Annotated in this window: 11 protein-coding genes and 1 pseudogene; 5 read left to right on the forward strand and 7 right to left on the reverse strand. The window is 60.2% G+C overall.

The window, feature by feature from the left end:
* Nucleotides 1-366: 366 nt before the first annotated feature.
* Both D0N36_RS20210 and D0N36_RS02525 read right to left on the reverse strand, forming a co-directional pair.
* Nucleotides 367-867, reverse strand: a pseudogene (locus D0N36_RS20210) (leucine-rich repeat domain-containing protein); the annotation flags it as partial.
* A gap of 176 nt (nt 868-1,043) precedes the next feature.
* On the reverse strand, nt 1,044-1,466 hold the full coding sequence (locus D0N36_RS02525) for a DUF3127 domain-containing protein (protein WP_116939477.1): 423 nt from the start codon (nt 1,464-1,466) through the stop codon (nt 1,044-1,046).
* A gap of 169 nt (nt 1,467-1,635) precedes the next feature.
* Here D0N36_RS02525 and D0N36_RS02530 point away from each other — a divergent pair, with 169 nt between their 5' ends.
* Nucleotides 1,636-2,601, forward strand: a complete 966-nt coding sequence (locus D0N36_RS02530; RefSeq protein ID WP_116939478.1) for an isoaspartyl peptidase/L-asparaginase family protein — start codon at nt 1,636-1,638, stop codon at nt 2,599-2,601.
* Between the two features lie 182 nt (nt 2,602-2,783).
* Here the strand turns inward: D0N36_RS02530 and D0N36_RS02535 are convergent, their stop codons facing one another.
* Both D0N36_RS02535 and D0N36_RS02540 read right to left on the reverse strand, forming a co-directional pair.
* Nucleotides 2,784-3,713 (reverse strand): cyanophycinase, encoded by a 930-nt coding sequence (locus tag D0N36_RS02535; protein WP_116939479.1) that lies wholly within the window; start codon nt 3,711-3,713, stop codon nt 2,784-2,786.
* A gap of 209 nt (nt 3,714-3,922) precedes the next feature.
* Nucleotides 3,923-5,749: a M1 family metallopeptidase gene (locus D0N36_RS02540; protein ID WP_116939591.1), complete on the reverse strand. Its 1,827-nt coding sequence runs from the start codon at nt 5,747-5,749 to the stop codon at nt 3,923-3,925.
* Between the two features lie 339 nt (nt 5,750-6,088).
* Between D0N36_RS02540 and D0N36_RS02545 the strand changes: the two genes are divergently transcribed.
* The 3 genes from D0N36_RS02545 to D0N36_RS02555 all read left to right on the forward strand — a co-directional run bounded on the left by D0N36_RS02545 (nt 6,089) and on the right by D0N36_RS02555 (nt 10,063).
* A complete protein-coding gene (locus D0N36_RS02545; protein WP_116939480.1) occupies nt 6,089-7,861 on the forward strand; it encodes a L,D-transpeptidase family protein in 1,773 nt (590 codons plus the stop codon).
* Between the two features lie 417 nt (nt 7,862-8,278).
* Nucleotides 8,279-8,848, forward strand: a complete 570-nt coding sequence (locus D0N36_RS02550) for a helix-turn-helix domain-containing protein (RefSeq protein WP_116939481.1) — start codon at nt 8,279-8,281, stop codon at nt 8,846-8,848.
* A gap of 1,044 nt (nt 8,849-9,892) precedes the next feature.
* A complete protein-coding gene (locus D0N36_RS02555; protein WP_190242483.1) occupies nt 9,893-10,063 on the forward strand; it encodes a hypothetical protein in 171 nt (56 codons plus the stop codon).
* Between the two features lie 95 nt (nt 10,064-10,158).
* Here D0N36_RS02555 and D0N36_RS02560 read toward each other — a convergent pair whose 3' ends face one another.
* Nucleotides 10,159-10,638, reverse strand: coding sequence for a hypothetical protein (locus D0N36_RS02560; RefSeq protein WP_116939482.1), 480 nt, complete (start codon nt 10,636-10,638; stop codon nt 10,159-10,161).
* A gap of 236 nt (nt 10,639-10,874) precedes the next feature.
* Nucleotides 10,875-12,299, reverse strand: coding sequence for a DEAD/DEAH box helicase (locus D0N36_RS02565; RefSeq protein WP_116939483.1), 1,425 nt, complete (start codon nt 12,297-12,299; stop codon nt 10,875-10,877).
* Nucleotides 12,300-12,513: 214 nt separating this feature from the next.
* Here D0N36_RS02565 and D0N36_RS02570 point away from each other — a divergent pair, with 214 nt between their 5' ends.
* Nucleotides 12,514-13,026, forward strand: coding sequence for an NUDIX hydrolase (locus D0N36_RS02570; protein ID WP_116939484.1), 513 nt, complete (start codon nt 12,514-12,516; stop codon nt 13,024-13,026).
* Between the two features lie 81 nt (nt 13,027-13,107).
* On the opposite strand, the gene D0N36_RS02575 is transcribed toward D0N36_RS02570, so the two are convergent.
* Nucleotides 13,108-13,668: a hypothetical protein gene (locus tag D0N36_RS02575; protein ID WP_116939485.1), complete on the reverse strand. Its 561-nt coding sequence runs from the start codon at nt 13,666-13,668 to the stop codon at nt 13,108-13,110.
* Nucleotides 13,669-13,783 lie beyond the last annotated feature (115 nt).

Consider the following 13,783-nt stretch of genomic DNA (forward strand, 5'->3'; position numbering starts at 1 on the left):
TTCCAGCACCAAGCCCTCGGTGTCGGCCGGGTGGCCGGTCAGCCTACCTTCCACAGCAATCAGGTTGGGGTGGAGGCCGGCGTTGAGGCAGGCTAGCATTTCGGAGTGCGGCAGCCCGTCGCTCGTCACGGCGCCCTTAAACAGTTTCAGCGCCACCGGCTGCGAGGCCGCTGAAGCAGTCTGCCATTCGGCGCGGTAAATCACGCCCGATGCGCCCTCGCCCAGCACTTCCCGAAGCTGCAGCTCGGTCCAAGCAATGGCCGGGCGGGCGGGGTGGACTTCGGCGGCGGCCTCGGCTCCGGCGGTCAGCGGGTTGCCGGCGAAAGCCAGCCAGCTCAGCCGCGGCATCGTCAGCAGCCAGGTGGGCAGCTCGAGCAGCTCGTTGGCGGCCAGGCGCAGCAGCTCCAGGTTGGTGCAGCGAGCCAGCTCGGGCGGCAGGGTATGCAGGCGGTTGCCGGCCAGCATCAGCTTCTGCAGGCGCGGGCAGTTGCCAATTTCCGGGGGCAGGGCCTCCAGAGCGTTGTCGGTGAGGATGAGCCAGCGCAGCTGCGGCGGCAGCGCCGCGCCCGGCAGCTCCCGGATGCGGTTGGCCTTGAAGCCCACCATCTCCAGGTTCGGGCATTGGCCCAGCACCTCGGGCACGCGCTCAAACTTGTTGTCGGAGGCGAACAGTACCCGTAGCCGGTGCAGGCGGGGCAGGTCGGCAGGCAGCTCGCGCAGGGCATTGCCCGAGAGGTTGAGCACTTCCAGCGTATCGGCTAGGGTAAATATTTCCTGCGGAAAATCGGTCAGGCCCTCAGCTAAATCCAGCCGGGTAGCGCCGGCCAGCTCGCCGGCTCGCAATTGCGTAAGCGTGTGCATAGACATATTGAGTAGGAGGGGACAGCAGCGCAACGTGAGATATTAGCCGCACGGCACGAAAAAGCCGCTGCCAGTTGCGGCAGCGGCTTTATTTTTTTCGGAATCTAAAATTTAAGGGCCAGAAGGGTAGAGCGCCAGAACAGATTCCAGCTTCTGACTCCTGTCTACTAGCTTCTCAGAAATTAGAAGGGCAGGTCGTTGTCGTCGTCCGAGGCAATCGGGGCGGCCGAAGCGCGCAGGTTGGGGTTCTGGTTCTGAGCGGGGGCGGCAGCAGCGCGCGGGGCGGCCTGCTGGTAACCACCCTGCTGAGGAGCAGCAGCGCCACCGGCAGAGTTTTCGATGCGCCAGGCTTCGAGGTTGGTGAAGTAAAGCATCTGGCCGTTCTTGTTGAAGCCGCGGCCGCGCAGATTAAACGACACCTTCACTTCGTCGCCCACCTTGTAGGGGTCGATGAGGGCCGTTTTGTCCTGTACCGTCTGAAATTTGATATGTTCGGGGTACTGGCCGTCAATGACTTCCAGCACGAATTCGCGCTTGCGGAATTTTTCGCTCACCTGCTGTTCGTCGAAAATTTCGTGCAGGCGGCCGGTAGCTTCGTAAGCCATAGTAGTAGGTCTGTTGGGGTGTTGAGGATGTTGAAAACAGTAAACCAAACCTACGAAAAAAAACGCGGTTGGTTCGGGCCCATTTGAGGCACTGGCCCGGCCGCCGGCCCCATCGGGCTGCCTACCTTTGCCTTGCGCTTTTCCCCGTCCACCCAAATATTTTTACCCCATGACTCCATCTTTCGCTCTGGCCCTGCACGGCGGTGCCGGCACCATTTCGCCCGCCCTGATGACACCCGAAAAAGAGCAGGCCTACCAGGCCGCCCTGCACGAGGCCCTGCGCAGCGGCTACGCCGTGCTGGCCGGCGGCGGCTCGGCTCTCGATGCCGTGGAGCAGGCCGTGCTCTGTCTCGAAGACCACCCGCTGTTCAATGCCGGCCGGGGCGCGGTCTTCACCCACGAAGGCCACCACGAAATGGACGCCGCCATTATGGACGGCCGCAACCGGGCGGCCGGGGCCGTGGCTGGGGCCCGGCAGGTACAAAACCCCATCCGGGCCGCCCGCCTGGTAATGGAGCAGACCGAGCACGTGCTGCTGGCCTGGCCCGGCGCCGACGAGCTGGCCCGCGAGCACGGCCTGGCCATGCAGCCGGCCGAGTACTTTTTTACCCAGCACCGCTACGACCAGCTGCAGGAGGCGCTGCAGGAAGGCCGCATGCGCCTCGACCACTCGCAGGCCCAGAGCCAAACCGGCGGGGGCGAAGACCCGAAAAAGAAAATGGGCACAGTAGGAGCCGTGGCCCGCGACCAGCACGGCAACCTGGCTGCCGCTACCAGCACCGGCGGCATGACCAACAAGCGCTACTCCCGCATCGGCGACTCGCCCATCATCGGCAGCGGCACCTTCGCCGATAATCGCACCTGCGCCATCAGCTGCACCGGCCACGGTGAGTTTTTCCTGCGAGCCATGGTAGCCCACGACATCAGCTGCCTGATGGAGTACAAAGGCCTTAGCTTAGCTGAAGCCTGCCGCATAGTAGTGCACGATAAGCTGGCGCCCATCGGGGGCGAGGGCGGGCTGGTGGCCGTAGATGCGGCCGGCAATGTGGCGCTGCCCTTCAACTCCGACGGCATGTACCGCGCCAGCCAGACCTCGCAGGACGTCGCCCCCTTCGTGGCCATTTACAAGAGCTGAGCCGCGTCGCTTTTCTGCGCCCTATATATAAGGAGTAGCCGCGCCAGTTGGCCTTCGCCGATACCCGGCCGCGCCAGCACCCGTCAAACAATAGAGGGGCAGCCTGTTGAAAATGTAAAAAAGACCTGTTTCTGGATCAGAAACAGGTCTTTTTTACATTTGGATAAAGTCTTCTAATCTGCCTATGCGGGTGCGTTAGCAGGTTGGTTGGCCGTAATGAGGGCCGATTCGGCCGCTTGCTGCCGCAGCTTCAGGTTGGGATAGAAGCGCCGCTCCTGCACATCGTAGAGGTTGCCCTGCACCAGCACGTGCAGCAGCATATTCTCCACCGAAATGCCTTCGCCCTTTTGGGCGGCGGCGGCGTTGCTATGCTCCAGCTGGTGTCCGTCCATAATCACGACCATATTCGAGCCGATGGTTTCGAGCTGGTTGCCCCCGGTGATGAGCATGCCCGTATCCTCGCCCAGCCCAATGCCGATGAGCTTGGGATGCAGGGCCACGGCTTCGATGAGCCGGCCGAAGCGCCCACGCTTCACGAAGTGTGAGTCGATGATGACGTTATCAATCAGGCCCAGCCCGCTGCCCATTTTCACGGCCCCTTTCATCAGGGCGTCGGGTACGCTGCCACCCTTAATCATGGTTTTCGACATGCCCATGGCTCCGGCCGAAGTGCCAGCCACCACAAAGTTGGGCGTCGTCTGGTAGCGGTGCCGGAGAGCGGCCAGAAACTCGGTGCCGCCGAAAATATCCGTCAGCCGCGACTGGTTGCCGCCTGACATCAGCACAATGTCGGCCTGACGGATGCGCTCCACGTAGTCGGGGCGCAGGGCATCTTCGCGGGTACGAATGTCGAGCACGTTCACGTTGTTGCAGTTAAGCATCGTGAACGAGGAAATATAAACGCGGGCCACCTCGTCGGGAATCATCGAGGCGGTGGTGATAACCTCAATGCGCGGGTCTTCGTGCCCCGATTCGAGCACTACACGCTTGAGGATACCCAGCTCAAAGAAGTTGAGGTAGTATTTCTTCTTGGTGCGGGGATTGGGATAGGTACCCTTATCCTCGTTGCCACCAATGGCAATAAGCTTGCCGAGCGGTCGGACGTTTTTCAAAACAGAAAGCAACTTTAAACGGCGGAAAAAAACAGCATCCGGAGCCCAAACCTGAGCAAGGTTCGGGCCACGCGTACTTCTTCCGGAAAACAAAACAACAATTTCGTACCCCGATAGGGGAACTCGGAGGCCCCCAATTGGGGCACGGCGAAGGGGTAATAAACAAAAAAGCGCCGAAAAGGGTCCGCTGCTTTGCTAAAAAAAATGAATTACCCGCCGTTCGGGCGGCCCAGCAGCGCATCGAGGGTGCTGGTGGCAACGGTGTGGTAGTTGGGGCGGGCCTCGGCGTACAGTCGGCGGGCCCGGGCGGGGCCGTCGGTGGGGGCGGCCAGCAGGGCTTTGTAGAGCGGGGTGAGAAACTTGCGCCGGCCCACCCGGATCAGGAAGCGGTGCAGGGCCTGCTCGGCCGGGGCATAGCCGGCCGCAATGGTGCGTGGCAGCCAGGCGGCCAAAATTTCGGAATTGCCCGAATCGGTAAAGCCGAAGGCGGCGTCCAGCTCGCCGAGTTGCGCCGCGCTTGCCTCGGTGGGCAGGCTGTGCAGAAACCGCACCCACTCGTGGCTGCTCCAGTCGGCAGTGGGCAGGCGGCTGGCGGGGGTGCCGGCTTGCCAGCTTTGGCCGGCTGCGTCCACGGCCGCAAACCGCTCCGAGCTAACCGGCGGCGCATTATCGGGGATGCCGGGACCGTAAATCCAGGCTTCGGGCCGGAGCCGGGCCTCCAGGCCGGGGTGTTTATCGAGCAGCTCGCGGTGGAGGTAGCTCAGAAACGAGGCCGTGTCCATGCTTTGGAAGGCGTGGCGGCCGAAGTACTCCTTAATAAAGGTGTCGAGGGCGGGCCGGCCCACCAGCTGTTCCAGCGTCAGTAGGAAGTAGTCGCCCTTCTCGTAGGCAATGTCGGTCAGGCCCTCATCAGGGTCGCGGCCGGCCAGATTCAGGTGCAGGTGCGTGTCGGAACTGTCGGGGCCGAGGTCGGCCAGGGTGTGTAGCAGTCCGGCGTGGCCCAGGGCCTGGAGCATGTCGGCGTAGGGCCGGCCGTAGAGGCGCTCCATAATCCGCCGCTCGAAGTACACCGTAAAGCCCTCATTGAGCCAGAAGTCGTTCCAGGTGGCGTTGGTGACCAGGTTGCCGCTCCAGGAATGGGCCAGCTCGTGGGCTACGAGGCTGGTCAGGCTTCGGTCGCCGGCCAGAATGGTGGGCGTTACGAAGGTGAGGCGCGGGTTTTCCATGCCCCCGAACGGGAAGGAGGGCGGCAGCACCAGTAAATCGTACCGCTCCCAGCGGTAGGGCCCGTACAGCTCCTCGGCGGTGGCCACCATCTGCTCCAGGTCGGCAAACTCATCGACGGCCCCCGGCAGCGTGGCCGGCTCGGCGTACACGCCCGTGCGCGCACTCAGGGATTCAAACTGCAAATCGCCCACGGCCAGCGCCATCAGGTAGGCCGGAATAGGTTGCTCCATCCGGAAGTGGTAGCGGCCGTCGGGACTGAGCTGCTGCGGATTGCTGGCGCTCATCAGGGCCAGCAGCTCGGCCGGCACCGCAATCTGGGCCTCGTAGGTGAAGCGCACGCCCGGCGAATCCTGGCAGGGCAGCCAGGTGCGGGCCAGAATAGCCTGCGACTGCGTGAACAGGAACGGCTGGGTGCCGGCCGTCTGCTCGGGCCGCAGCCACTGTAGCGCCGCCGCGCCCGGTGCCGTGCGGTAGCGTACGGTTACGGCCGTAGTGTTGGGGCGCAGCGCTATGCGCAGGGCCTGGCCCAGCACCGAGTCGGCGGGGCCCAGCTCGAAATCGGTGGGCGTGCCGGCATCAGCGTCGCCGAGCAGCACTTCTTCGATGAGCAGGTCGCGGGAGTCGAGCACCAGCTCGGTGGCCGCCGCGTTGGAGCGGTTCAGCTGCCAGGTGGCGTGGCCAGTCAGGGTCTGGGTGGCGAAGTCTACCGTCAGGTGCAGGGCCAGGTGCCGGACGCTGACTTCGGCGGGGCGGGCGTGGCTGTGCGGGTCGATGGGGACGGAAGATTGAAGGCCGGAAGAATCAAGCATTGGTTCGGAAAGTCGAAAAGTGAAATCGAAGGCGTGCGGCGGAGCGCGCATAAAGTAGGAGCGGGGCCGCATGGCAGCAATAGCCGGGTGCGTGACCCGGCCCGCCGCCTCGCAGACCTAATACGCCCGCTGCGGCAGAATCGATGCCGCGGGCCGTGGGAAGGTGATAAGCCGTGGCTCGAGTCAGGCGAATTCTGTTAACTTGCGACACTGGGAAAGATGCGCCTCAGTGGCAACTCCGCTGTCCTAAACGCAGTAGAAAGCCCGAACTTCATTCGCTGGCTTCATTGGCACGAAAGTGGTTCTTGTTTCGCTGTTTCTTTCCCGATTTCCTTTCTCATGATTCCATCCTCTCTTTCTCTTTTTCGTACCTCTTTCGGTGTCTGGCTGCTTGCCTTGTTCGTGCTGACGGCCACCACTTCGTGCAGCCAGGATCAGCAGGCCCGCGTGAAGGAAGGTGTTCAGGCCGCCCTGCCCGACGCGCTGCGCAAGCCCGCCGGCCTCCAGCCCACGCTCGACAGCGTGTACATCGTCCGGTACATGACGACCGAGCCCCGCTTTAAGCCACAGATTGATTGGGCCAAGAAGTTCTACAAAGCCCGCGAATTCCAATTGGGCTGGTTCCGCGACCACGAGCTCGTGCCCCAGGCCGAAACTATGCTTGGCGTCATCGGCAAAGCCGCCGAAGAGGGCCTTAACCCCAAGGACTACCAGGTGGTAAACTTCGACCCGCTGCTGAAGGAGCTGGAGGCCGCCCGGAATGATACGACCCGCCGCAACGCGCTGGAAAAGAAGATTGACGTGGCTTTATCGGCTACGTACTTCAATTACGCCTCCGACTTTTACAAGGGCACCGTGGATCCGCGGGCCGTTAAGGCCATTGATTGGGATGTGAAGCGCAACAAGGTGAAGCTGCACAAGGCCCTGATGACTATTCTGAAGGAGCGTGAAAGTACCTATGGCTACTATGATTTCGAACCCCTGCACCCGGAGTATGACCGGCTGAAAAAGGCCCTAGCCGACTACCGGGCGATGGAGCGCAAGGGAGGCTGGCCGGCCATTCCGGCGGCTACCAGCCTCAAGCCCGGCGCCACCTCGCCGGCCGTAGCAGCATTGCGCGGTCGTTTGCTGGGCCCCGAGGCTACTGCTCCGGCAAGCGAAACGCCCGCCGTGGCCGTAGCCAACAAGCCCGGTCAGCCGGCTGCTCCGGCTCCAGCTGCCCAGGTCTACGACCCACAGCTGGTAGCTGCCGTAAAGGAGTTTCAGAGCCTTAACGGCCTCAAGCCCGATGGGGTAGTGGGAGGTGAAACCCTGCGCGAGCTCAACGTGCCCTTGGGGCAACGTGTTCAGCAGATTATGATGAACATGGAGCGCTGGCGCTGGACTCCGAAGAAATTCGAACCCGACTATCTGCTGGTGAACATTCCCGAGTACACGCTGCATGTGGTGGAAGATGGCAAGGAAGCCTTCAAAATGCCCGTTATCGTGGGCAAGCGGCTGAACGCTACGCCCATCTTTTCCGACAAAGTGGAGTTCGTAGTGATGGCACCCTATTGGAATGTGCCCTTCAGCATCATCGATAAGGAGCTGCGTCCGAAGCTGGCGGCTAATCCCCAGGGCACCCTCGACCGCCTCGATATGGAAGTGGTGAAGGGCTGGGGTGCCAAGGCCACGCCCGTTGACGCCAGCAGCATCGACTGGGCCAACCTGCAGGAGAAGGACTGGAAATATACGCTGCGCCGCCGCCCCGGTCCCAAAAACGACCTAGGCGACGTGAAGTTTATCTTCCCCAACTCCAATGACATTTACCTGCACGACACCCCCAACGACGAGCTTTTCAGCCAGACCAAGCGGGGCTTTAGCCATGGTTGCGTACGAGTAGCCGAACCTCTGCGTCTGGCCGAATACCTGCTGCGCAACAAGGCCGGCTGGGACGCCCAGGCTATTGAGGATGCCATTGCCACCCGCGAGGAGAAGTATGTAACTCTGCCTGAGAAACTACCCGTGTACCTGGTGTATTTCACTACGTGGGTAGACGATGATGGTAAGGTGCACTTCCGCGACGATATTTATGGTCATGATAAGGCCCTGGCCAAGGAGTATTTCAACTGATAAGCTGCCGCCCTTTAAGGCGACGAATAAGTAAGTCGAAAGCCCCCGCCCCGCGACAAGCGCAGGGTGGGGGCTTTTTCGTGTTGCCTTCTGGTTGGCAGCAACGCCGCTGCTTGCTGGTACAAGTAAATAGCATGGGCTTGTAGAAGGAACAGCAAGCATATAGCCGAGCGGCAGGAAGGTGTCTGGCTTCGAAAAATTTCGCACAGCTACGTACCAATAGTCCAGACATGCGAAGAAGAGAGATAATATGCGATGGTAACATTTGTTTAGTATGGAAGTGTATTGTTTAACATTATTTACTATTCTAAACTTGATATTACAGGTGTAAATAGGGGTGGCAGATGAACCGAGGGTTGGCAGGGCAGTTGGTGGTTCACTTCGAATGGCTACATTTGTAAACCAGCTGAATTGCTTATGCTCGACCGGATTCAGGAGTTGTTGCGCGTGCGGGAGCTCAGCTCCTCGCAATTTGCCGATGCTATCGGCGTATCCCGGCCCGTTGTGAGCCACATCCTGAGCGGGCGCAATAAGCCCAGCCTGGAGGTAGTCCAGAAGATTATTGCGGCCTTTCCCGACCTCTCGCTTAGCTGGCTGCTGAATGGGGTCGGGCCAATACTGGAGCGCCCTACAGCGCCTCATGCCGCAAAACCCACTGCTGCCGCCGGCCCAGCGGGGGCTAGCGCCCGGCCGGATACCGAGCCGGCTTCAGCGGTAGTGCCAGTACCCACCCCGGCACCGATAGCCACCCTTGCACCCCCAGCGGTAGCTGCGGAGCCTGTAGAGGCCCCTAAGCAGCCCACATGGCCCCTCCCGGCAGCCCCGGCAGCTCCAGTAGCCTCGGCACCGCTTGCCACGCCCGCTGCTACGCCCGCCGGAGCCGACCTGGCCTATGCGCTGGCGGAGCCGGGTAAGAGTATCCGCCGGATTGTGCTTTTCTACCAGGATGGCACGTTCACAGATTTCCGGCCTGAAACCGGGGCCTAGAATACCCTGAGAGCCGGAAGAATCGGGCTCCCCTTTAGCTGTTGGAAGTTTAGGCAAGTGCTGGTGCAGTGCAGGCTGTGGCTTTGTAGCTGACGTATTGTTACAGGACTTACCCAAGGGGGCTGTAGGGCGAAGCTTCAGCTTTACGCATCGTCGCTGAAGGCCAATAGATTAGTCTCAACGAATACGCAAAGCTGGAGCCTCGCGCTAGGTACTTGCGCAACCATTTAGCGCAAGTCCTGGGTTGGTTTTATTGCTCGTGCGCCAAGCTGTCAATGGCTACTTCATTGTCCGTGAACGCACGAAAACGCAACTGCATGTTTTCCGTGTTGGTTGCTTGGGCCGCACACCCTAAAAACCGGTCTTAAGGGTGGAATACAATTTGGCAGTATGCGTTTGTTCCGGCTGATAGCATACTTCGCCGGGCGCTGTTTTATTAGCTACTTATGCCCGGTGAAGTGCTGTGTTATATTAGAAATATCCTGATATATATTCTGCTAACATGATTACTAGCATTGTTGTATCACGTAATGCAATCATCTGTTATTCAGATTATAATAGCGTAAGTGGTGAACCAGTGGTAAAGGTGTTAGTCTTTGGTATAGTATAGTGTCATTATGCCTATAGCTACATATTAAGTGCAAAGAATATACCTACCGGATTCCAACTGCTAGCTGCGCTTGCTTGCTAATAAGTTTGTCGGTAGTCTGAATCTATAAAGTGCTACTTGCAACTGCCGCGGTGCCGCTAATACACTTAGTGAAGCTTGGTCTGTCCCTGCTATATCCAACGAAGGCCATGATCAGGTGGCAAGCGGCAGTTCACCCCCACGTTTCAGCTCCAAAAATTGTTACGGGGTAGCTAGTGGCAGCCTCATGTCCTGTTGTTAATTGTAAATAGACCCGATAGCAAGCCAGTCGGGTTGCCGTACTGGATGGTCGGTTTACATCCGTTATATAAGCCGAGTGCCTCACCATGCATAGGGTACGGAAAGGAGGCAATGATGGATTTGCCCGGTTTAGGTCTGGTGCGTACCTTTGGGACATGAAAAATCTTCGTCTGCTCGTTCTCCTCGCCGCTGGCGCTTCGCTGATTCTGTCGTCCTGCACCCAAGCCCCCGACCCGGAAAAGGACCCCAATGCCGATGCGGCCTATAAGCGTAGCCACCGCTCCGAACAGTACCGTGAGGCGCAGCGGAGCAACGTCAATTACTAATACTCCTTCCGCTACGGAAATCAGGTCAAATTAAAAGCCCCGCCGGCAGCTGCCAGCGGGGCTTTTGTGCTTATGCTATTATAACTCTCCCGGGCCTAAGCCTGCGCAGTTACCAGAGCTGCTACCGGCACCAGGCTGGGCAATTCAATGGTGGCCAGCAGCTCAGTCTCCAGCAGATCAGCCCAGGTACGTAGGTAGAACACCACGTCGTCGCGCTGATTGTGGCGCAGGGCGTTGCGGCGCGCGAACGGAATAGCCGCCCGGATGGCCGGGTCGGAGAGGCGCTCCAGGTGCGTCAGATCAGCGCGGCTGAAGCCCAGAGCCAGCATCTCGTCGATAGTCTCATCAATGGGCAAGCCGCTGGTGGGGCAGTAGTCAAGCAGCTGCCGCTCCCAGTCGCCGTAGCGCTGCATAGCCCGGGTATGGATTTCGGCTTTGGTAAGACGAGTAACAGTCTGGGCCAGATGGCCGCAGTTGCAGCTGCCCATATGGCCCCACTGGTAGGGGGCTTGGGTAGCAAGGCGCTGAGCCGTATCGCGCAGGGCCTGAATAACGGGAAGGGTGCGTTGAGCCATAACGGAGAAGAAAAAACGGTTCTGGAGCGGGAATATATACTATGATAAGCTGCCGGCTACCTTTTTGTTTGCCGGCCTCGGCTAAACCTGCTCAACTGGTCTGACCACATCCATCCTCTACGCACCAAACCCCACCGCTGCCCGCTAAACGGGCAACAATGGGGCTACAATGCTGGGAGTTGCGCTACTGCCGGACCAAAAAACACCTGGCAGCAGCGGACAGGGTATTGCGGAGCCTACCGGCTGCCGCCCCGACCCCGACCGCTACTGCTACCGCCTCGCGACGAGCCTCCGCTAGCCGGGTTGCGCTGGCTTTCCCCACGGCCGGCCTGGCTGCTGGTCTGGCTGCGCGGGCTGCTCTCACGGCTTCCTCCGCTGGCGGGGCGCTGGCCCTCACGGCCACGGCCACCACCGCCCTGCTGGCCACCTTCACGACCCGGACGGGCCGGACGACCAGCCGGGCCCTTAGGGCGCTTGATGGGCGGCCCGCCGGTTAACGGCACGGGCTGCACCGCCGATGTGGCGTAGGGGTGGCTCTGCACTACCGGCACCTGCCGGCGGATGAGCTTCTGAATGTCCTGCAGGTAAGCGCGCTCCTCATCTTCGCAGAAGGAAAGGGCCGTGCCATCGGCGCCGGCGCGGCCGGTACGGCCGATGCGGTGCACGTAGGTTTCGGGCTCGTTCGGGATTTCGTAGTTGATGACGTGGGTCAGCTCATCTACGTCGATGCCACGGGCGGCAATGTCGGTGGCGACCAGCACGCGGGTCGAGCCGGCCTTGAAGTTGGACAGGGCCCGCTGGCGGTGGTTTTGCGACTTGTTACCGTGAATGGCTTCGGCCGGAATGTTTGCCTTGGCCAGCGTTTTCACCACCTTATCGGCTCCGTGCTTGGTGCGCGTGAACACCAGCACGCGGCGGATGTTCTTGTCCTGGAGCACGTGTTCGAGCAGGTCGGCCTTGTCGTTCTTATCGACCATGTACACGGCCTGCGTCACGGTTTCGGCAGTGCTCGAGATGGGCGTTACGGCCACCTTCACGGGGTTGGGCCGCAGAATGCTGCCGGCCAGCTCCTGAATCTGGCCGGGCATGGTGGCCGAGAAGAACAGCGTCTGGCGGCTGGCGGGCAGCTTGGGCAGAATGCGCTTGATGTCGTTGATGAAGCCCATGTCGAGCATGCGGTCGGCTTCATCGAGCACGAACACCTCCACCTGGCGCAAATCCACGAAGCCCTGGCTCATCAGGTCGAGCAGGCGGCCGGGCGTGGCAATAAGCACCTCGACGCCCCGCTTGAGGATTTGTACCTGCGGGTGCTGGCCCACGCCACCGAAAATAACGGTAGAGCGCAGCTTGGGCAGGTGGCGGCCGTACGATTTAAAGCTCTCCCCGATCTGGATGGCCAGCTCGCGGGTAGGAGTAAGCACCAGGCACCGGATGCGGCCGGGCGCGTGGCGCTCTACCTGGGCCGTTTGGTGCAGAATCTGAAGAATGGGCACGGTGAAAGCGGCCGTTTTACCGGTGCCGGTCTGGGCGATGCCCAGCAAGTCGTGGCCTTCCAGCACCTGCGGAATGGCCTGCTGCTGAATAGGGGTAGGGGTAGTGTAACCTTCCTCGTGCAGGGCACGGAGGATAGGCTCAATCAGGTTGAGTTCGTCGAACGACATCTAAGGGAAAAAAAGCAGCCGCCAGTAGGCGGCGAAAATGACACGGGAATATATCCGCCGGCAAAGATCGGGCTTTTTAGTTTTACAGCGCCGATAAAGACGTATAATGGGCCTCTGATGGGCGAGCCGGCGCGGCACAGGACGTCCGGCCGCTGCCCCGGCTCGCCGCAAATAACCGGCCACCTTTTCTTAACACCCTGACCTAGCGTAATTCATGCACATTATCGACTGCAAAACAGCCTACGACGGCCACTACAAACTCAGCCAATTACGGGTCCAGGATGGTGAGAAGGTGCTTAAGCGCGAGCGGTTTGAACCGGGCACGGCCGTGGCGGCGCTGGTGCGTCATACTGGCAGCGGGCAGTACATTCTGGCCCGGCAATACCGAGTAGGAGCCGAAAAAGAGCTGGTAGAGTTGGCTGCTGGTATGGTTGATGAAGGCGAGGAGCCGGCCACGGCCATCCGTCGCGAGCTGCAGGAGGAGTTGGGCTACGACGTAGACCAGCTGGAGCAGATTGCGCGCATCTTCCCTTCGCCCGGCAACAGCGCCGAAATAATTACCGTCTTCTACGCCGAAGTCAGCCGGCAGACGGGCCCCGGTGGGGGGCTGGCTTCGGAGAACGAACGGATTGAAGCAGTGGAATTCTCGGCCGGCGAATTATTCACCACCGAGTTTGAAGACGCTAAAACCATCATTGCCGTGCAGTGGGCCCGGCTACGGAAATAGCCGAATCAGGTAATATTCAAATGTGTAAAGCCCGCAACCATGACTGGTTGCGGGCTTTACACATTTGGTTGATACGTTGAATTACTGCGCTTTGATGATGTACTCGAAGTTCTGACGGGTCTTGGCGTCGTTGATAGTCAGGGAAACATCCTGCTCACTGGATACTTTAACAAATGGAATAACGCGCTTGCTCATGTACAGGTCGCGGTTCCAGAAGCGGCCCTGGCCGGCGGGTAGCTCGGGCAGGTTGAGGAGTTCTTCACCGGCTTTATTCTTTGCCAGCAGGCTCAGGTAGCTGGGGTCGGCATTCTTGGAACCCCGCCGATACATAGTTACGGTAAGCTGCCCACCAGCCGGGAGTTGAGTCAGGCGGCGCTGGTAAGTGGTGTCGGCCCAGCTGTTGATACGCTTAAGCTCGTTGATTTGGGCCAGCAGGTCGACGTAGGGTAGGTAGGCTACGCGGGTTACGCAGGCATCTACTTCGGCTTCTTCGTCGGTGTTTTTTGTCACGTTGAGCACGTAAGAGCTTTCTTCGTCTTTCTTCGGGAAGGCGTACTTCTTGCGGGGCTTGCCGGCCATGTACTGCGCCGAAGCCGCCAGCGTGCTCGACAAGAGCAGAGTGATGAGAAAAAGTTTTTTCATATGGGTAAGTGAGGAGCGGAGGCATTCCGCAAATAAGCGCGTAAAGGTACGCAATAAACCTGCTGCCTTTGAGGCCTGATATGGCTGGCCGGCGAGGGTATCTCTGTTTTTTTTA

This window comes from Hymenobacter lapidiphilus (assembly GCF_003417065.2).
Taxonomy (GTDB): Bacteria; Bacteroidota; Bacteroidia; order Cytophagales; family Hymenobacteraceae; genus Hymenobacter.

Excerpts from the sequence above, each read along its gene's own strand:
- D0N36_RS02575 (WP_116939485.1), bottom strand. The coding sequence starts at position 13,668 with ATGAAAAAACTTTTTCTCATCACTCTGCTCTTGTCGAGCACGCTGGCG.
- D0N36_RS02540 (WP_116939591.1), bottom strand. The coding sequence starts at position 5,749 with ATGCTTGATTCTTCCGGCCTTCAATCTTCCGTCCCCATCGACCCGCAC.
- D0N36_RS02560 (WP_116939482.1), bottom strand. The coding sequence starts at position 10,638 with ATGGCTCAACGCACCCTTCCCGTTATTCAGGCCCTGCGCGATACGGCT.
- D0N36_RS02555 (WP_190242483.1), top strand. The coding sequence starts at position 9,893 with ATGAAAAATCTTCGTCTGCTCGTTCTCCTCGCCGCTGGCGCTTCGCTG.
- D0N36_RS02525 (WP_116939477.1), bottom strand. The coding sequence starts at position 1,466 with ATGGCTTACGAAGCTACCGGCCGCCTGCACGAAATTTTCGACGAACAG.
- D0N36_RS02530 (WP_116939478.1), top strand. The coding sequence starts at position 1,636 with ATGACTCCATCTTTCGCTCTGGCCCTGCACGGCGGTGCCGGCACCATT.
- D0N36_RS02565 (WP_116939483.1), bottom strand. The coding sequence starts at position 12,299 with ATGTCGTTCGACGAACTCAACCTGATTGAGCCTATCCTCCGTGCCCTG.
- D0N36_RS02550 (WP_116939481.1), top strand. The coding sequence starts at position 8,279 with ATGCTCGACCGGATTCAGGAGTTGTTGCGCGTGCGGGAGCTCAGCTCC.
- D0N36_RS02570 (WP_116939484.1), top strand. The coding sequence starts at position 12,514 with ATGCACATTATCGACTGCAAAACAGCCTACGACGGCCACTACAAACTC.
- D0N36_RS02545 (WP_116939480.1), top strand. The coding sequence starts at position 6,089 with ATGATTCCATCCTCTCTTTCTCTTTTTCGTACCTCTTTCGGTGTCTGG.